Genomic DNA, 17,872 nt, shown 5'->3' on the forward strand with positions numbered 1-17,872 from the left:
AAGCGCCGGGGACGGCCGCGTGCGTGCCAGCAACACCCGGCCGGACGACCGTCAGGACGTCAGCCACCTGCGATAACGTCGCGTGTGCAGGCTGGCCCGCAGTTGGTCGGTCAGCAGCGTGTACAAGGGATTCAGCGCGCCGCTGCCGCTGCCGCCGGCGCCCAGCGCGCGCATGCGGCGGCGCACCAGCGCCATGCTGGCGATGCTGCCCAGCGTCTTGTCCTTCCAGTCCACCGGCTGCGCGTCGACCACCGGCGTCTGGCCGGCACGCCATTGCCGGGGCAAGTCCGGCGCCACCGACAGCGCGGTGGCGACGCCGACGACAGCCACGCCGCTGGCCAGCACCTGTTCGGCGATCTCGCGGCGGGCGATACCGCCGGTCGTCATGACCGGCATACGGGCGACGGCCGCCAGCGCCTTGGCGAATTCCAGGAAATAGGCTTCGCGCGCCAGCGTGCGGCCGTCCGCCGTGCGCCCTTGCATGGCGGGGCTTTCGTAGCTGCCGCCGGACAGCTCGATCAGATCGACCGGCAACGCGTTCAACAGCAGCACGACCTGGCGCGCATCGTCCTCCGAGAATCCACCGCGCTGGAAGTCGGCGGAATTCAGTTTGACCGCCACGCAGAATTGGGGCGAAACACGCTCCCGCACCGCGCGCACCACCGCCACCAGCAGACGCGCGCGGTTGGCCAGGCTGCCGCCCCATTCATCGTCGCGCCGGTTCGTGAGCGGCGACAGGAATTGCGACAGCAGATAGCCATGCGCCGCATGAATCTGCACGCCGTTGAAACCGGCTTGTTCCGCCGCGTGCGCGGTGTCGGCGAAGCGCCGGATCACCTCCGCGATGTTGGCCGCGCTCATGGCCTGCGGCTGCGCGAACAATTTGCTGTGTTTGCCCAGATCCAGCGCCACGGCGGAGGGCGCCCACGCCAGCCCGCCCATATTGGCCATCACCTGGCGGCCCGGATGATTAATCTGCATCCACACTTGCGCGCCGTTTTGCCGCGCCGCTTGCGCCCACGTCCTGAACGGCGCCAATGGCGTGTCCGCTTCCAGCGCGATGGTGGCGGGCCCGGTCAGCGCGCGGCGGTCGATCATCACGTTGCCGGTGATGAGCAGCCCCGCGCCGCCCTGGGCCCAGCGCTGGTACAGACGATCAATGGCGGCGCCGGGCAGTTGGCCCGCTTCGGCCATGCTCTCCTCCATCGCGGCCTTGGCCACGCGGTTGGGAAGCTGGGTGCCATTCGGCAGGGTGAGGGGATCGAAGAGCATCGGCATGTCCAAATTTGTGGGGAAGATGGACAATGCTAAGATTAAAGTTCACTTCAAGGTCAAGCGAAAAATGAAAATCGGCGAACTGGCGCGGCGCGCGGGCATCTCGGCATCGGCGATCCGCTATTACGAACAGGCGGGCCTGATGCCCCAGGCCGAGCGCGGCGCCAATGGCTACCGGGTCTATGGCGAGGCCGCGCTGGAGCGCATCCGTCTGATCCGGATCGGCCAGAACCTGGGCTTCACGCTGGAGGCGATACTGGCCGTGACGAAGCTGGAGGGGCCGGCGCTGAAGGATGGCCTGTTGAAGAACCTCGACGCGCGCCTGCAGGACATCGAGCACATGATGCGGACCCTGACCGAGCAGCGCGCCTCGCTGGAGCGCACCAGGCAGGAGGTCGAAACCGCCTGGGCCAACGGTGAATGTCCCGGCAGCCTCTGAACAGCCGCCGCGCGTGCGGGACGATGACCGATGGCCCGGGCGTGGACGATCACAGGTGCGGCGCGATCAGCGGCAGCAAGTCGTCGAAGGTGCGCCCGCTGGCGTTCTCGCCGATGGCGTGCATCTTCCACTCGCCGTTGTGGCGGTACACCTTGGCCATGATCTGCGCCGTGTGCGGCCCCTGCACCGACAGGTTGAAGCGCGCCACCTCCTTGCCGCTGGCCGCGTCGAGCAGCCGGCAGTAGGCGTTCTCCACCTGCGCGAAGCTCTGCCCCGTGAAGCTGTTGACGGTGAAGACGAGACTGCGCACGCCCATCGGCACCTGGCCCAGGTCGACGTTGATCTGCTCGTCGTCGCCATCGCCGGCGCCGGTGCGGTTGTCGCCCGTGTGCACGATGCTGCCGTCGCGGCTGCGCAGCTGGCGGAACCAGATCACGTCCAGCGGGCGGTTGGCCTCGTCGAACATCACGCACGAGGCGTCCAGGTCGACCGCCTCGCTGCGGGCGCCGAAGCCGAAGAAGCCCTTGCTCTTGATGGCGTCCCAGCCCAGGCCCATGACGACCCGGCCCAGGGTGGCGCCGGCTTCCTTGTCCAGCGAGATCTTCTGGCCTTTTTGCAGATTGACTGACATTGCTGTTTCCTTTCGATTGAAATTGCGGACGCGCGCCTTATTGCTGGCGGCGCTGGGTCCAGTTCAGGAAGGCTTCCCGGTTGCGCGAGCACACCAGCACCTTGCCCTGGCCGGAGAAGCGCAGCACCATGCCCTCGCCGCTGGTCTGACTGTTGATCAGATTGCCGATGAAGCCGCCGCTGCCGCCGGTGGTGATGGACATCTCGTAGCGCAGCGCGCTGTCCCAGCACACCACGTGCGAATTGTCGATCACCACGTCGCGCCCCGGCGCCACCTCCAGCTGGGAGATGGAGCCGAAGCCCGACACCACCACCTGCCCGGCGCCGGCCGTCTCGGTGATGAAGAAGCCGCCGCTCTGGGCGAACAGCGCGTTGCCCAGGTTCTGGGTGCGCACCCGCAGCTCGACGCCGTCACTGGCGGCCACGAAGGCGCCGTCGCTCAGCATGTACTGGCGCGGCCCCACGTCCACCACCTGCATGGCGCCCGGCAGCGTGGGCGACAGCAGGCAGTCGCCGGCGCCGCGCACGGCCTCGATGTGCTGCTGGAAGAACGATTCGCCGTTGGCGAAGCGGCGCATCAGCGCGGCGCCGATGCCGCCGGTGACCTTGCCGCGCAAGTCCAGCGCCGCCTCCATCATCACCATCGCGTCCGACTCGCAGTAGATCTTTTCGCCGTGCGCGAGCGACACGTGCAGGAACGGGTCGACGTCCCCGGTAACCGTAAATGCTGGCATGGTATTCCTTCCTGAAACTCGTCTTTTATACCGTTGATACCGTTTATACCGTTTATACGCTCACGCCGAACGACGACGCCAGCGGCCCCAGGCCACCCTTGAAGCCCTGACCCACGGCCTTGAACTTCCAGTCGCCGCCGTTGCGGTACACCTCGCCGAACACCATGGCCGTCTCGGCCGAGCCATCCTCGGACAGGTCGAAGCGGGCGATCTCCGCGTTGCCGCTGGCGTTCACGCAGCGCACGAAGGCCTTCTGCACCATGCCGAAATTCTGGCGCCGCGCATCGGCGTCGTGGATCGTCACGCAGATGGCGATGCGGTCCACGTTGGCCGGCACTTCGGCCAGGTTGATGGTCACCGTCTCGTCGTCGCCATCGCCGGCGCCGGTGCGGTTGTCGCCCGAGTGGGCCACCGAGCCCTCCACCGACTTGAGGTTGTTGTAGAAGACGAAGTCGGCGTCGCCGCGCACTTTGCCGTCGGCCTTGAGCAGGAAGGCCGAGCCGTCCAGGTCGAACGCGTTGCCGTCCGTGGCGCGCACGTCCCAACCGAGGCCGATCACCATCTTCGACAGACCGGGGGCTTCCTTGCTCAGATTGACGTTGCCGCCTTTTTGCAGACTGATTGCCATGATGTGTTACTCCTGTTTGGTTGTATGAGCACCTGGCCGCATGGGCCTGTACCACTTGCACGCGGCGGGCCGGTGCCTGATGCCCGCCGCGTTGTCAAACTTGTGCGTGATGCCTCGTCACGCCGCCAGCGCCTGCACCTGCTGCTTGCGCCGGTGGCGGATCGAGGACCACAGCGAGGCGGCGATGAAGGCCACGCCGACCAGACCCGTGAACACCTCGGGGATGTGGAACTTCATGCTGGCCAACATGATCAGCGCCAGGATGCCGATCGCGTAGTGGGCGCCGTGTTCGAGGTACACGAATTCATCGAGCGTGCCCTGCTTGACGAGGAACACCGTCAGCGAGCGCACGAACATGGCGCCGATGGCCAGGCCCAGCATGATGATCACCACGTCGGTCGTGATGGCGAACGCGCCGATCACACCGTCGAAGCTGAACGAAGCGTCCAGCACCTCCAGGTACAGGAAGCCGCCGATGCCGCCGCGCTTGATCAGGTCACCGACGTTGCTGCCGTTCTCCTCCTTCTCCAGCAGGCTGCTGACGGCGTCCACGCCCACGTAGGTCAGCACGCCCCACAGGCCCGACACCAGCACCACCAGCTTCTGCGCCGGCTCCACCAGCGTCAGGCTGGCCAGCAGCGCGCCCAGCGCCACCATCACCGAGATCGACGACACCTTGCCCAGCGCACCCAGTTTCTGTTCCACGTGGCCCAGCCAGTGCAGCTCCTTGTCCTCGTCCAGCAGGAAGTTCAGGAACACCAGCAGCAGGAAGATGCCGCCGAAGGCCGCCACTTCCGCGTGGTGGTTGGTCAGGTGCGTCGAGTAGGCGGCCGGGTCGTTCAGCGCCAGGTGCCACACTTCCATCAGCCCCAGGTCGGCGGCCATGGCCACGATCACCAGCGGGAACAGCAGGCGCATGCCGAACACGGCGATGATGATGCCCACGCCCAGGAACAGCTTTTGCCAGAAGGCGTCCCACGTTTTCAGCACGGAGGCGTTGACCACCGCATTGTCGAACGACAGCGAGACTTCCATCACGCCCAGGATGGCCGCGATGCCGATGGCCGACAGCGCGCCGGCCCATCCCGTATGTTCATAACCCCACCATCCGGCCGCCACCAGGCAGACGAAGGTGACCAGCAGAGACACCTTGAAGTGTTTCATCGCTTTACCCCGTTGTTGTCAAGAATGGGATGCAGTGTAGGGCCAGGCGGGGAATTAAAAAATAGAAGATAATTGAAGTATTACTTCGTAAAAACAGAAGATGAAAACAACCGGACTCAATTTCCGCCACCTGTATTTTTTCTGGATGGTGGCCAAGGAAGGCAGCGTGACGCGCGCGGCCGAGCGTCTGGGACTGGCCGTGCAGACGGTCAGCATGCAGCTGGCGTTGCTGGAACAGTCGGTGGGCAAGCAGTTGCTGGAGCCGCAGGGACGGCGGCTGGCGCCGACCGAGGCGGGCCGCGTGGCGCTCAGTTATTGCGACCAGATTTTCCTGCTCGGCGACCAGTTGCAGGACGCGCTCGATGAAACGGACGCGGGCAAGATGCGGCTCACGGTCGGCATCTCCGACTCGCTGCCCAAGCTGATCGCGTTCCGGCTGCTGGAGGCGACCCAGCGCATGGGCCAGCAGGTGAAGCTGGTGTGCCTGGAGGATGAATTCGAATCGCTGCTGGCCGACCTCGCGCTCAACAAGCTGGATGTGGTGCTGACCGACCGCGCCGTGCGCCCCGGCGGCGGCCTGCGCGTGTTCAGCCACCTGCTGGGCGAAAGCGGCATGCAGTTGTTCGGCGTGCCACGACTGGCGCGCAAGGTGCGGCGCAACTTCCCCGCCAGCCTCGATGGCGCGCCGCTGCTGCTACCGACCCGCAACAACGCGCTGCGCGGACGCATCGACGCCTGGCTGGTGCAGCACGGCGTGCGGCCCGACGTGGTGGGCGAGTTCGAAGACAACGCCATGCTCAACACCTTCGGCCGCAACGGGCTGGGCCTGTTCTTCGCGCCGTCGGCGCTGGCGCACGACATCCAGGAGCAGTTCGGCGCCGTGCTGGCCGGCGACGCGCCGGAACTGCGCGAACAGTTCTACGCCATCTCCAACGAGCGCAAGATCAAACACCCGGCCGTGGAGGCCATCCTGTCGGCCGTGCACAGCGGGCCGTTCGCTGTCGCGCAGTAGGCACGGCCAGGCCGGCGCCGCATCGCGCCATATCGCGCCACATCAAACGGCGGCCCCGGCGCGCGCGAAAATTGCGCAGTCCGGGCGCCGGGTCGGATAAGATGCAGGTTTCGACCGCCCGCCCCCGCGCGCTTCTATGCAAAACCTTCTGCTTGTCCTGCTCGCCCTCGTCCTGGTCGCGCTCAACGGCTTCTTCGTGGCGGCCGAATTCGGCATCGTCACGCTGCGCCCCACCCGCATCCGCGCCATCGCCAAGAGCCAGGGGCTGCGCGGGCGCACGCTGGCCAAGGTGCACGGCCAGCTCGACACCTACCTGTCGGCCTGCCAGCTCGGCATCACGCTGGCCTCGCTGGGCCTGGGCTGGATCGGCGAGCCGGCTTTCGCGGGCCTGCTGGAGCCGCTGTTCGCCGCCCTCGGCGTGACGTCGCCGCAGCTGATCCACGGCGTGGCCTTCGCGCTGGCGTTCACCGTCATCTCCTTCCTGCACATCGTGGTCGGCGAGCTGGCGCCCAAGTCGCTGGCGATCCGCATGCCCGAGGCGATCGGCCTGTGGAGCGCGCTGCCGCTGTACGGCTTCTACTGGGCCATGTACCCGGCCATCTGGCTGCTCAACGCCAGCGCCGGCATGGTGCTGGGTCTGGTGGGCCTGTCCGGCAAGGGCGGCCACGAGACGCACTACTCGGTCGATGAACTGAAGCTGATCCTGCGCAGCAACCAGCCGGGCCAGAAGTACAGCAAGGACGAGCGCAACATCCTGGCCCACTCGCTCGAATTCAGCGAATTGTCGGTGTCGGACCTGATGCGGCCCATCAATGAGGTGATCGCGCTGCACGCCGATCTGCCGCTGGAGGAAAACCTGCAAACCATGCTGCGCAACCGATTCAGCCGCTACCCGTATTACGACGCGGACGGCGAGACGGTGCTCGGCGTGATCCACTTGAAGGACCTGTTTTTCGCCCAGCAATCGGGCAAGCCCGTGACGGACCTGGCGCCGCTGCTGCGGCCGGTGGAGACCATCTCCGCGCGCACGCCCGCGCTCGAGCAGTTCCGCCGCTTCCGCGACGGCGCGCCCCACTTCGCGCTGATCGGCGAAAAGGGCAAGCGGCCGCTGGGCTTCATCACGCTCGACAATCTGCTGGGCGCCATGGTGGGCGAGATCCACGACGAATTCCGGCTCAACGAGAACGACTGGCTCAAGCAGCCCGACGGCACGCTGGTGGGCAAGGCCAGCCTGCCCATCTTCTCGCTGGAGCGGGCGCTGGGCATCGACATCGAGAACGAGGAGCTGGGGCTGGATGAAGTGGAATCGGTGGGCGGCCTGCTGATGCTCAAGCTGGGCGACATCCCCAAACAGGGCCAGCGCGTGAGCTTCCGCTACTTCGACATCGTGGCCAGGAAGATGACGGGCCCGCGCATCCTGCTGGTGAAGGTGATCCCCAAGACGCCGCCGTCCGACGACACGGACGACCTGGATTAACCGGCCGTGGGGGCGTCGCCCCAGTGCCGCAGCAGGCCCAGGGCCACGGCCAGCAGCGTGGGGCCGATGAACAGGCCGACGAAGCCGAACGCCAGCACGCCGCCCATCACACCGAGCAGCACGAGGATGAACGGCAGGCTGCTGCCACGGCTGATCAGCATGGGCTTGACGACGTTGTCCACGCCGCTGATGGCGAAGAAGCCCCACACCAGCATGAACACGCCCCACCCCGTGTGGCCCTCGTTGAACAGCCAGACGGCGGCGCCGCCCCAGATCAGCGGCGGCCCCACCGGCACCAGCGACAGCACGAAGGTGGTGATCGACAGCAGCGCCACGGCCGGCACGCCGGCCAGCGCCAGCCCGATCGCCGCCACGCCGGCCTGCGCCAGCGCCGTGCCCAGCAGGCCGTACATCACACCGCGCACGGTGCGGCTCACGGTGTCGGCCACGGCCTCGCCCTGCTCGCCGATCAGTTTGCCCATGCCGCCGCGCACCAGCGCCACGAGGGCCTGGCCGTCGCGGTACAGGAAGAAGCACACGAACACGGCCAGGCTGACCTGGGCCACGCCGCGCCCCAGCACCAGGCTGCTGCCCAGCAGCAGGCGGCGTGCCGGTTCCAGCAGGCGCTGCGCCAGCGCGATCAATTCCTCGCGGCTGGCCACCAGCTTGCGCAGGTAGGCGTCGGCCTGCTCGCCCACCAGCGGCAATTGCTTGAGCCACGGCGGCGGGACGATGGTGCCGTCGTCGAGGGCGGCGCGCACCTGGTCGAAATAGCTGGCGGCGTTGTCGGCCACGCTCCAGGCCACCAGCGCCAGCGGCACCAGGATCACCAGCGTGAGCGAGGTGGTCATCAGCGCGGCGGCCAGCGTGCGCCGCCGGCGCACGCGGTGCAGCAGCCACAGGTACAGCGGCCAGCTGGAAATGGCGATGGCGGCCGCGAACAGGATCGCGGCCAGGAACGGCCGCAGCACGACCAGGCAGCCGAGGATCAGCAGCACGACGGCGGCCAGGCGGGTGTAGGGTTGGAAGCGCTGCTCCATGCATTCCCCGGTCGGTTGGACGGCGGGCGGCGCGGCGCCGCCCGGTCAGGCTGTCAGTTCAGCAGCAGCTTGAGGTCGTGCACGATGGGCTCGGGACCGAGGCCGTGGCGCACGAACAGGCGCAGCTTGCCCGTCTTGTCGAACACGTAGCTGCCGGCCGTGTGGTCGACCGTGTAGCTGTCCTTGGTCTTGCCCGGCACCTTGGCGTAGAACACCTTGAATTCCTTGGCCACGGCGGCCGTCTGCTCGGGCGTGCCATACAGGCCGATGAAGCGCTTGTCGAACGCGGGCACGTACTGGGCCAGCAGCGCCTGGGTGTCGCGCTCGGGATCGACGGTCACGAACAGCACCTGCACCTGGTCCGACAACGGGCCCAGCGCCTGCATCACGCTCTCCATCTCGGCCATCGTGGTCGGGCACACGTCCGGGCACTGGGTATAGCCGAAGAACATCACCACGGCCTTGCCCTTGAAGTCGGCCAGCTTGCGCGGCTTGCCGGTGTGGTCGGTCAGCGCGAAATCGTGCGCGTAATCGAGGCCGGACAGGTCGGTGTTCTTGAATTCCACTTTCGGCAGCGCGGGCTTTTCGCCGCAGCCGGCCAGCGGAGCGGCGGCCAGTACGGCCAGCGTCAACGTAGCGAACAGTTTTTTCATGGTGTGCGTTAGAACTTGAAGTAGTGGTCCACCAGCAGCGCGGCGAACAGCAGCGACAGGTAGATGATGGACCAGGTGAAGGCCTTGCGGGCAATCAGGTCCGTGTAGTGACGGTAGATTTTCCACGCATGGTGCAGGAACACGGCGTTCAGCACCACGGCGCTGGCCAGGTAGATCAGGCCGCTCATGTGGACGGCGAACGGCAGCAGGGTGGTGGCGGCCAGCGCGATCGTGTAGAGCAGCACGTGGAACTGGGTGAACGGCAGGCCGTGCGTGACGGGCAGCATGGGCAGGCCGGAACGGGCGTAGTCGTCGCGCCGGTACATGGCCAGCGCCCAGAAATGCGGCGGGGTCCAGACGAAGATGATCAGCACCAGCAGCCACGCTTGCATCGGCACGTCGTTGGCCACGGCGGCCCAGCCCAGCGCCGGCGGCATGGCGCCCGACAGGCCGCCGATGACGATGTTCTGCGGCGTGGCCGGCTTGAGGATCATGGTGTAGATCACCGCGTAGCCGACGAAGGTGACGAAGGTCAGCCACATGGTCAGCGGGTTGACCAGCGCGTACAGGATCCACATGCCGGCGCCGCCGATGATGGCCGAATACAGCATGGTCTCGCCCACGCTCAGCTCCCCCGTGGCCACCGCGCGGCGCGCCGTGCGCGCCATGCGCGCGTCGATCTCGCGCTCGGCCAGGCAGTTGACGGCGAACGCGGCGCCGGCCAGCAGCCAGATGCCGAGGGTGGCGGCCACCACCACGCGCCAGTCGGGCATGCTGTCGGTGGCCAGGAACATGCCGATCACGGCGCAGAACACGGCCAGTTGGGTCACGCGGGGCTTGGTCAGCGTCCAGTATTGGGCGAAGCGGTTGCTGGTCTTATGGGTGGCGGTGTGGGTCGTCATTAGTGGTGTCTGGCAGCGGAGGCTTGCGGGAATACGGCGCTGGCGGCTGCCTTCTGCGCGATCTCGAATTGGAACTTAGCCCGGTAGTTTAACATGGTCAGCAACAACACCAGCAGCGCCGCCCCGGCGTTGTGCAGCACGGCGATGGCCAGCGGATAGTTGAGGAAAATAGTGGCCACGCCCGTGCACAGCTGCAGCGCCAGCACCACGGCGATGGCGCGCGCCGTCTTGTGCAGGGCCGTGTGGCCCCAGGCGCGCCAGGCCGTGTAGCCGGCCACCAGCGCCACCACGAACGCGAAGTTGCGGTGCACCCAGTGGATGGCCGTCAGCGCGGCGAACGGCAGGTAGTGGCCGGCGGCCGTCTTGCCCAGCGCGCGCCACAGCGTGAAACCGTGCTCGAAGTCCATCTCCGGCACCAGCTTGCCGCCGCACAGGGGGAAGTCGGTGCAGGCCAGGGTGGCGTAGTTGGTGCTCACCCAGCCGCCCAGCGCCAGTTGCACAAGCAACAACACACCGGACAGCGCGGCCAGCAGGCGGATGTTGCGCATGGCCGGCGGCGAGCCGGTCACCGCGCGCACGGGGGCGACCAGCTGGTCCTGGCGGCCGCCATACCACGTGAGCAGGGCCAGCAAGCCCATGCCCAGCAGCAGGTGGGTGGTGACGATCACGGGTTGCAGCTTGAGCGTGACGGTCCAGGCGCCGAACGCGCCCTGCAGGCAGACGAACGCCAGCAGCGCCGTGGGCAGCCACGGCGCGTACTCGGCGCGGCCGCGGTCGCGCAGCCAGTGGCGCCACGACTGCGCCACCATGGCCACGATCAGCACCCCGATCGCCATGGCCAGGTAGCGGTGGATCATCTCGATCCAGGCCTTGGCCACCGTCACGGGGCCGCTCGGCAGCAGCGTCTCGGCGGCCTGGATCTGCTCATGGGCCAGGAAGGGATTGGCCGTGCCGTAGCAGCCGGGCCAGTCGGGGCAGCCGAGGCCGGAGTCCGTCAGGCGCGTGAAGGCGCCGAACACGATCAGGTCGAACGTGAGGAACACGCACACCCACACCAGCTTGCGGTATTTGTTGGTGTCGGACGAGGTCCACACGATGGACAGCGGCAGCAGGGCCACCAGCAACGCGGTGATGGCCATTTGGGGCAAGGTGGCGGCATGCATGATGGTTCAACCTATGGCGGAAGCCTTGAGCAGCTTGGCCAGGTCCTTCTTCACCTTGGCCATTTTGTCGATGTCGGACGAGACGGCGTGCGCCGGGAAGCGCATCATCAGGTTGCCCAGCGGGTCGATCAGGAACACGTGCTCGCTGAGCGGGCCGTCCGTGCCCGGCGGCAACCATTTCTCCACGACGCCGGCCGGCGCGCGCAGCATGCGGGTGCCGTCGTTCACGCGCAGCAGCATGGTGTCGAGCGGCGCGTCGTCGGTGATCAGCCAGACCCGCTCGATGCGCTCCATGTCCTTGCCCTGCATGGTGCGCAGCTGGCGCATGGCGAACAGCTGGTCCTGGCAAACCTGCTGGCAGTCGGACGGGCCCACCTTGAGCATGATCCACTTGCCCTTGTAGTCGTCCAGCGTGGCCGGCTTGCCGTCCAGCGTGGTGCTGGCCATGGCCGGAATCGGGTACTGGCGCGGGTCGATCAGGTCGCCGTAGTTGGTGCGGCCGCTCGGTTTGATCACGTAATAGGTGAAGTAGGAGGCGATCAGCGGCGCCGCGCACACGGCCAGCACGGCCAGCAGCTTCCAGCGTCCGCGCGCCATTTGTCCGGCGGCCGGGTCGATATTGGCCGTCTTATTGTCCACTGCTTTTTCCACGTCGGTATCCATTCCACACATAAAAGATGATGGCCATCGCCGCCAGTGCATACCACTGGAAGGCGTAGCCGCGATGTTTGTCCACGCCCAGCGCCGGCGCCGGCCAGTCGCGCACCAGCGCCGCGTCGTCCGGCCCGGCGGCGCCGGCCTGCTCGACCACGAACGGCGCCAGCGCCAGGCCGCTGGCGGCGGCCACCTGGGCCGGGTCCGCGTTCTGCACGATGGCGCCCGGACGCAGCGCGGGCGCGGCGCCCAGCTGCATCACATGGCCCGCGTTCTGGCGCGCCACGCCTTCCAGCGTGACGGTGCCGGCCGGGGTGGCGTAATCGGGCAGCCTGTCGCGCCGCACCGGGTCGCGCGGCAGCCAGCCGCGCGCCACCAGCACGGCGCTGTCCGTGCCGTCCAGCCGGAACGGCATCAGCACGTAAAAGCCGGCGCGGCCCTGGTACGGCCGGTTGTCCAGATACAACGGCCAGCCGGCCACGAACCGGCCGCGCGCGCGCACGCGGCGGAATTCCACGGCGGCCGGCGGCACGGGGCGCCCGTCCAGCACCAGCGGCGCGGCGGCCGCCCCCTGCGCCAGCAGCGCCTGCAGCGCCAGCTTCTCGGCCGCGCGCCGTTCCTGCCAGTTGCCGAGCGCGACGCCGAGCGCCGCCACCAGCACGGTGGCCGCCAATGGGATTAGTTTAAACCGGAAGGCGATACGCATTACAATGGGTGCCTCAAATCTCACTACAGTCTAACGCGCCATGAAAATCGCCGTCGCCATCGCCTTCATCCTGATCATCGGCAGCCTGGCTTCGGCCCTGTTCTTCCTCATGCGCGACAAGGGCAAAAGCAACAACACGGTGCGCGCGCTGGCCGTGCGGGTGGGGCTGTCGATCACGCTGTTCCTGCTGATCCTGCTGGCCCACAAGCTCGGCTACATCCAGCCCACCGGCATCCGCCAGTAATCCGCCAACCATCCGCCGGTACGCCGCCCGTACGCCCTGCCCCGCCACGAAAAAAGCCGCATCCGGGACTGCCCCGCATGCGGCTTTTCAGCTTCGCGGCTGGCGCGCCGCGAACCATTATAACGCCCGCTTACAACCAGTAGACGACCACGTACAGGGCCAGCCACACCACGTCCACGAAGTGCCAGTACCAGGCCGCGCCTTCGAAGGCGAAGTGGTGGTCGGGCGTGAAGTGGCCCTTCAACACGCGGTACAGCACCACCGACAGCATGATGGCGCCCATGGTCACGTGGAAGCCGTGGAAGCCGGTCAGCATGAAGAAGGTGGAGCCGTAGATGCCCGAGGTCAGCTTCAGGTTCAGCTCGCTGTAGGCGTGCATGTACTCGAAGGCCTGGAAGCCCATGAAGGTCGCGCCCAGCAGGATGGTGAGGAACAGCCAGAACGCGGTCTTGCCGCGATGACCGGCGCGCAGCGCGTGGTGCGAGATGGTCAGCGTCAGGCCCGAGGTCAGTAGCAGCGCCGTGTTCAGGGTCGGGATCGGGAACGGACCCATGGTCTTGAATTCCTGGATGGTGCCGGCCGGACCCGCGTTGCCCCAGTGGGCGGCGAAATCAGGCCACAGGATCTTGTGGTCGAGGTCGCCCAGCCACGGCATGGTGATGCTGCGCGCGTAGAACAGGGCGCCGAAGAAGGCGCCGAAGAACATCACCTCCGAGAAGATGAACCAGCTCATCGACCAGCGGTAGGAATGGTCGATGCGCTGGCTGTACAAGCCCTTCTCCGACTCGCCGATGGCGTCGCCGAACCAGAAGTACAGCACCGTGATGATGCCGGCCAGGCCGATCAGGTTGACGGTCGGGCCCCACGACACGTCGTTCACCCAGGCCGACGCGCCGGCCATGGTCAACAACAGCGACAGGCCGGCCAGCAGCGGCCACCTGGATGGACCAGGCACGAAATAGTACGGTGCCGAGGCGTTTTGTGAACTCATCTTCATCTCCCTAAATCAACTGTATGCGTGAATACTGCGCTTATTTTGCAACGACAAATTTAACGATCGTGATCAGCAGCGCGATGAACAGGGCCACCGAAATCAGGCCGGCGATGATGACGTGCACCGGATTCAGTTTAGCCGAATCGGTGTCGAAATCGCTCTTGCGGCGCAGGCCGAAGAACGACCAGAACACGGCTTTCATCGAATACAGGAACGATGCCTGCCGCTGCGGTTTCTTCACTTCATCCATCGCGCCCACCTTGTTCACTTCGAGGCCGTCTTGTCCAGACCGGCGATTTCAAAAAACGTGTACGACAGCGTGATCGTCTTCACATCCCTGGGCAGGGCCGGGTCGATGTAGAACACCACCGGCATCTGCCGCGCCTCGTTCGCCTTCAGGGTCTGCTGCTTGAAACAGAAGCATTCCACCTTCTTGAAGTGCGGCGTGGCGCTTTGCGGCGCGTAGCTGGGGATGGCCTGGGCCTGCACCGTGCGCGGCTGGGTGTTGACCACTTCATACAACACCGTCTGCAACTGGCCCGGATGGACCTTGACGCTGGCCACCACGGGGCGGAAACGCCACGGACCCTGCGCGTTGCCGTCGAACTCCACGGTGATGGTGCGGCTCATGTCCACCTGGGTGTTCTGGTCCAGGCTCACCGTGCCATCCTTCTGGGTCAGCACGTTGATCCCCAATACTTCGCAGATCTGCTTGTAGACGGGGATCAGCGCATAGCCGAAGCCGAACATCATCACGGCGATGACGAGCAGCTTGCCCAGCAACTGCCGGTTCAGGCCACGGGTTTCCTGGTCCATGGCCACGTCAGCTCAGCCAGATGTGCTTGACGAACACGGACACGAAGAACACCAGCGCCACCGACGCCAGGATCAGGCCGGTCCTCACATTGTTTGGTTTATTCGCTTGCGACATGGTTTCCTACTCACTGCGTGAACGATCGTTGGCGGACCGCCGGCTGGCGGCCCGCCGTGGCCATCACTTGACGGTCGGTGGCGTTTCGAAGGTGTGGAACGGGGCCGGGCTCGGCACGGTCCACTCCAGGCCCTCCGCGCCGTCCCATGGCTTGGTCTCGGCCTTCTTGCCGCCACGGATGGTCGGCAGCACCACGCAGAACAGGAAGAACACCTGCGACAGGCCGAAACCGAAGGCGCCGATGGAGGCGATCATGTTGAAGTCGGTGAACTGCGCCGGGTAGTCGGCGTAGCGGCGCGGCATGCCGGCCAGGCCCAGGAAGTGCATCGGGAAGAAGGTGATGTTGAACGTGATCAGCGACAGCCAGAAGTGCAGCTTGCCCATGGTCTCGTTGTACATGTGGCCGGTCCATTTCGGCGACCAGTAGTAGAAACCGGCGAACAGCGCGAACAGCGAGCCGGCCACCAGCACGTAGTGGAAGTGGGCCACCACGTAGTAGGTGTCCTGCAGCTGGATGTCGATCGGGGTCACGGCCAGGATCAGGCCGGTGAAGCCGCCCATGGTGAACACGAAGATGAAGCCGACCGCGAACAGCATCGGCGTCTCGAAGGTCATGGAGCCCTTCCACATGGTGGCGATCCAGTTGAACACCTTCACGCCCGTGGGCACGGCGATCAGCATGGTGGCGTACATGAAGAACAGCTGCGACGTCACCGGCATGCCGGTGGTGAACATGTGGTGGGCCCAGACGATGAACGACAGGATGGCGATCGAGGCGGTGGCGTACACCATCGAGGCGTAGCCGAACAGCGGCTTGCGGGCGAACGCCGGCAGGATCTGCGACACGATGCCGAACGCCGGCAGGATCATGATGTACACCTCGGGGTGGCCGAAGAACCAGAAGATGTGCTGGTACATGACGGGGTCGCCGCCGCCGGCCGCGTTGAAGAACGAGGTGCCGAAGTGGCGGTCGGTCAGGGTCATGGTGATGGCGCCGGCCAGCACGGGCATCACGGCGATCAGCAGGTAGGCCGTGATCAGCCAGGTCCAGCAGAACATCGGCATCTTCATCAGGGTCATGCCGGGCGCGCGCATGTTGAGGATGGTGACGATGATGTTGATCGAACCCATGATGGACGAGGCGCCCATCAGGTGCATGGCGAAGATACCCATGTCCATGCCGATGCCCATCTGGCTCGACAGCGGCGCGTACAGCGTCCAGCCGGCGGCCGTGGCGCCACCGGGCACGAAGAACGACGACGCCAGCAACAGCGCGGCCGGCGGCAGCAGCCAGAACGAGAAGTTGTTCATGCGCGCGAAGGCCATGTCGGAGGCGCCGATCTGCAGCGGGATCATCCAGTTGGCGTAGCCGACGAAGGCCGGCATGATGGCGCCGAACACCATCACCAGGCCGTGCATGGTGGTCAGCTGGTTGAAGAATTCAGGCTGAAAGAACTGCAGGCCGGGCTTGAACAGCTCGGTGCGGATCATCAGCGCCAGCACGCCGCCCGACAGCAGCATGATGAAGGAGAACCACAGGTACAGCGTGCCGATATCCTTGTGGTTGGTGGCGAACAACCAGCGCGACAGACCGTGCGGATGGTCGTGCGCGTGGTCGTGCGCGTGGTCGTGCGCGTGATCTTGTGCGTGATCCAAAGTGCTTGTGCTCATGTAAGTCCCCTAATTACTTGCGTGCAGCCAAGACTTCGGCTGGTTGAACGATGTTCTCGGCGGCCTTGTTCGACCAGTTGTTGCGGGTGTAGGTGATGACAGCCGCAATTTCCGTATCCGACAGTTGTTTCCATGCTGGCATCTCGCCAGGGAACTTGCCGCTCTTCTTGCCGTTCAGCAGAACGTGGATCTGGTCCGCCTTGGGGCCGTTGACGACGGGCGAGCCGTCCAGCGCGGCGAAGGCGCCGGGCAAGCCCTTGCCGGTGGCCTGGTGGCACACGACGCAGTTGGTGGCGTACACCTTCTCGCCCTTGGTCTTCAGTTCATCGATGGTCCACACCTTGCTTGGATCCTCGGCCAGCGCGGCCATCTCCTTGAGCTTGCCGTCGACCCAGACCTTGTACTCGTCTTCCGTCACGACCTTGACCACGATGGGCATGAAGGCGTGCTCCTTGCCGCACAGTTCGGCGCAGTTGCCGCGGTAGGTGCCGGTGTGCTCGGCCTTGAACCAGGTGTCGCGCACGAAGCCGGGGATGGCGTCCTGCTTGACGGCGAAGGCGGGGATGGACCAGGCGTGGATCACGTCGTTGGCCGTGGTGACGATGCGGATCTTCTTGTTGACCGGCACCACCACTTCATTGTCGACTTCGATCAGGTAGTTCTCGCCGCGCGGCTGGGTCGGCGCCACGCCGGGCGCGCCCACTTGCGAGCGGGGGGTGGACAGGTTGGACAGGAAGGAGATGCCCTGGCCCTCGCCCTTCAGGTAATCGTAGCCCCATTTCCACTGCATGCCGGTGGCCTTGATGGTGATGTCGGCGTTGGAGGTGTCCTTCATGCCGACCACGGTGCGGGTGGCGGGCAGCGCCATGCCGATCACGATCAGGAACGGCACCACGGTCCAGGCGATCTCGACGGCGGTCGATTCATGGAAGGTGGCTGGCTTGTGGCCCAGCGACTTGCGGTGCTTGATGATCGAATAGAACATCACGCCGAACACGGCGACGAAGATGACCATGCAGATCACCATCATCCAGGTGTGCAGGCTGTAGACTTCGGTCGCGATCTGGGTCGCCGGTGCCTGCAGGTTCAGTTCGCGCACCATGGGACCGCCGGTACCGCCCGTTGCCGCCGTGTAGGTGCCGGCCGCCACCGGGGCGTCGGCCGCCCACGTTGGCATGCCCGCCGCTGAGATCAGCAGCCCGAGCATCAACGATTGAAGTCGCTTTGCATGTTTCATGTTTTCCCCAACCACCAAAAAAAATGGATTATTTTTTTTAAAACGGCGTGAAGATTCGATGAGTTGAACCGCCGCCGCTCCTTAAACACCTTCAGATCCGGCCCGGCGCGCCCGCAAAAAACATCAGGCTGCCCATAAACAGAATCTTGATATTTCGCCAAGCGTATCCAATAGTACTATCAGAAGCCCGGCCTGCACTAGCAATTACTCTTCGCCTCCCCCGACGCCGCCTATATCAGGTGGGCGATGTCAAGACATGACAAAATTAGTCAACGATTATATAGAACAAAAATGACTTCCATCAAGGAATAATCCAAT

At 65.6% G+C, this 17,872-nt stretch carries 21 protein-coding genes; 4 read left to right on the forward strand and 17 right to left on the reverse strand.

Annotated elements, in window-relative coordinates; genetic code table 11:
* Positions 1 to 51 precede the first annotated feature (51 nt).
* Positions 52 to 1,272: an NADH:flavin oxidoreductase/NADH oxidase family protein gene (locus tag AC1RQG_RS08940; RefSeq protein ID WP_493130406.1), complete on the reverse strand. Its 1,221-nt coding sequence runs from the start codon at positions 1,270 to 1,272 to the stop codon at positions 52 to 54.
* 4 nt (positions 1,273 to 1,276) lie between these two features.
* Between AC1RQG_RS08940 and AC1RQG_RS08945 the strand changes: the two genes are divergently transcribed.
* Entirely contained in the window at positions 1,277 to 1,714 is a 438-nt protein-coding gene (locus AC1RQG_RS08945; RefSeq protein ID WP_493130408.1) for a MerR family transcriptional regulator, read from the forward strand.
* Between the two features lie 49 nt (positions 1,715 to 1,763).
* Here the strand turns inward: AC1RQG_RS08945 and AC1RQG_RS08950 are convergent, their stop codons facing one another.
* The 4 genes from AC1RQG_RS08950 to AC1RQG_RS08965 form a co-directional block, all read right to left on the reverse strand.
* Entirely contained in the window at positions 1,764 to 2,345 is a 582-nt protein-coding gene (locus AC1RQG_RS08950; protein ID WP_493130410.1) for a TerD family protein, read from the reverse strand.
* A 37-nt stretch (positions 2,346 to 2,382) separates the two neighbouring features.
* The gene (locus AC1RQG_RS08955; RefSeq protein ID WP_493130412.1) at positions 2,383 to 3,078 is read right to left on the reverse strand and encodes a TIGR00266 family protein; all 696 of its coding nucleotides are present in this window, start codon (positions 3,076 to 3,078) and stop codon (positions 2,383 to 2,385) included.
* Positions 3,079 to 3,130: 52 nt separating this feature from the next.
* Entirely contained in the window at positions 3,131 to 3,706 is a 576-nt protein-coding gene (locus AC1RQG_RS08960) for a TerD family protein (RefSeq protein WP_493130414.1), read from the reverse strand.
* A gap of 117 nt (positions 3,707 to 3,823) precedes the next feature.
* Complete coding sequence (locus AC1RQG_RS08965) at positions 3,824 to 4,870, reverse strand: DUF475 domain-containing protein (RefSeq protein WP_493130416.1); 1,047 nt, start codon at positions 4,868 to 4,870, stop codon at positions 3,824 to 3,826.
* A gap of 100 nt (positions 4,871 to 4,970) precedes the next feature.
* On the opposite strand from AC1RQG_RS08965, the gene nhaR reads away from it, so the two are divergent.
* The gene (nhaR, locus tag AC1RQG_RS08970; protein ID WP_493130418.1) at positions 4,971 to 5,882 is read left to right on the forward strand and encodes a transcriptional activator NhaR; all 912 of its coding nucleotides are present in this window, start codon (positions 4,971 to 4,973) and stop codon (positions 5,880 to 5,882) included.
* A 136-nt stretch (positions 5,883 to 6,018) separates the two neighbouring features.
* A complete protein-coding gene (locus AC1RQG_RS08975; RefSeq protein WP_493130420.1) occupies positions 6,019 to 7,359 on the forward strand; it encodes a hemolysin family protein in 1,341 nt (446 codons plus the stop codon).
* Here the strand turns inward: AC1RQG_RS08975 and AC1RQG_RS08980 are convergent.
* From AC1RQG_RS08980 to AC1RQG_RS09005, 6 genes are read right to left on the reverse strand one after another with little or no spacing between them, the layout of a single operon-like run.
* Complete coding sequence (locus AC1RQG_RS08980) at positions 7,356 to 8,399, reverse strand: AI-2E family transporter (protein ID WP_493130422.1); 1,044 nt, start codon at positions 8,397 to 8,399, stop codon at positions 7,356 to 7,358. The two genes, AC1RQG_RS08975 and AC1RQG_RS08980, sit on opposite strands and share 4 nt — an antisense overlap.
* A gap of 53 nt (positions 8,400 to 8,452) precedes the next feature.
* Entirely contained in the window at positions 8,453 to 9,052 is a 600-nt protein-coding gene (locus AC1RQG_RS08985; RefSeq protein WP_493130424.1) for an SCO family protein, read from the reverse strand.
* A gap of 8 nt (positions 9,053 to 9,060) precedes the next feature.
* On the reverse strand, positions 9,061 to 9,954 hold the full coding sequence (cyoE, locus tag AC1RQG_RS08990; protein WP_493130425.1) for a heme o synthase: 894 nt from the start codon (positions 9,952 to 9,954) through the stop codon (positions 9,061 to 9,063).
* A complete protein-coding gene (locus AC1RQG_RS08995) occupies positions 9,954 to 11,117 on the reverse strand; it encodes a COX15/CtaA family protein (RefSeq protein ID WP_493130426.1) in 1,164 nt (387 codons plus the stop codon). Before AC1RQG_RS08995 ends, cyoE begins: the two co-directional genes overlap by 1 nt.
* Positions 11,118 to 11,123: 6 nt before the next feature.
* Positions 11,124 to 11,714 (reverse strand): SCO family protein, encoded by a 591-nt coding sequence (locus tag AC1RQG_RS09000; protein WP_493130743.1) that lies wholly within the window; start codon positions 11,712 to 11,714, stop codon positions 11,124 to 11,126.
* A 31-nt stretch (positions 11,715 to 11,745) separates the two neighbouring features.
* Positions 11,746 to 12,477, reverse strand: a complete 732-nt coding sequence (locus tag AC1RQG_RS09005; RefSeq protein WP_493130428.1) for an SURF1 family protein — start codon at positions 12,475 to 12,477, stop codon at positions 11,746 to 11,748.
* Between the two features lie 40 nt (positions 12,478 to 12,517).
* Here AC1RQG_RS09005 and AC1RQG_RS09010 point away from each other — a divergent pair, with 40 nt between their 5' ends.
* Positions 12,518 to 12,721 (forward strand): twin transmembrane helix small protein, encoded by a 204-nt coding sequence (locus AC1RQG_RS09010; protein WP_493130430.1) that lies wholly within the window; start codon positions 12,518 to 12,520, stop codon positions 12,719 to 12,721.
* 130 nt (positions 12,722 to 12,851) lie between these two features.
* Here the strand turns inward: AC1RQG_RS09010 and AC1RQG_RS09015 are convergent, their stop codons facing one another.
* The 6 genes from AC1RQG_RS09015 to coxB form a co-directional block, all read right to left on the reverse strand.
* The gene (locus tag AC1RQG_RS09015; RefSeq protein WP_493130432.1) at positions 12,852 to 13,712 is read right to left on the reverse strand and encodes a cytochrome c oxidase subunit 3; all 861 of its coding nucleotides are present in this window, start codon (positions 13,710 to 13,712) and stop codon (positions 12,852 to 12,854) included.
* Between the two features lie 40 nt (positions 13,713 to 13,752).
* Complete coding sequence (locus tag AC1RQG_RS09020; protein WP_493130434.1) at positions 13,753 to 13,965, reverse strand: DUF2970 domain-containing protein; 213 nt, start codon at positions 13,963 to 13,965, stop codon at positions 13,753 to 13,755.
* A 14-nt stretch (positions 13,966 to 13,979) separates the two neighbouring features.
* Positions 13,980 to 14,531: a cytochrome c oxidase assembly protein gene (locus AC1RQG_RS09025; RefSeq protein ID WP_493130436.1), complete on the reverse strand. Its 552-nt coding sequence runs from the start codon at positions 14,529 to 14,531 to the stop codon at positions 13,980 to 13,982.
* A gap of 7 nt (positions 14,532 to 14,538) precedes the next feature.
* Positions 14,539 to 14,646, reverse strand: a complete 108-nt coding sequence (locus AC1RQG_RS09030) for a cytochrome oxidase small assembly protein (RefSeq protein ID WP_220456333.1) — start codon at positions 14,644 to 14,646, stop codon at positions 14,539 to 14,541.
* Positions 14,647 to 14,709: 63 nt separating this feature from the next.
* Positions 14,710 to 16,317, reverse strand: coding sequence for a cytochrome c oxidase subunit I (gene ctaD / locus AC1RQG_RS09035; RefSeq protein ID WP_493130438.1), 1,608 nt, complete (start codon positions 16,315 to 16,317; stop codon positions 14,710 to 14,712).
* Between the two features lie 13 nt (positions 16,318 to 16,330).
* Entirely contained in the window at positions 16,331 to 17,554 is a 1,224-nt protein-coding gene (gene coxB / locus AC1RQG_RS09040; RefSeq protein WP_493130440.1) for a cytochrome c oxidase subunit II, read from the reverse strand.
* Positions 17,555 to 17,872 lie beyond the last annotated feature (318 nt).

The sequence above is a fragment of the Rugamonas sp. GW822-FHT03B10 genome (assembly GCF_058801745.1).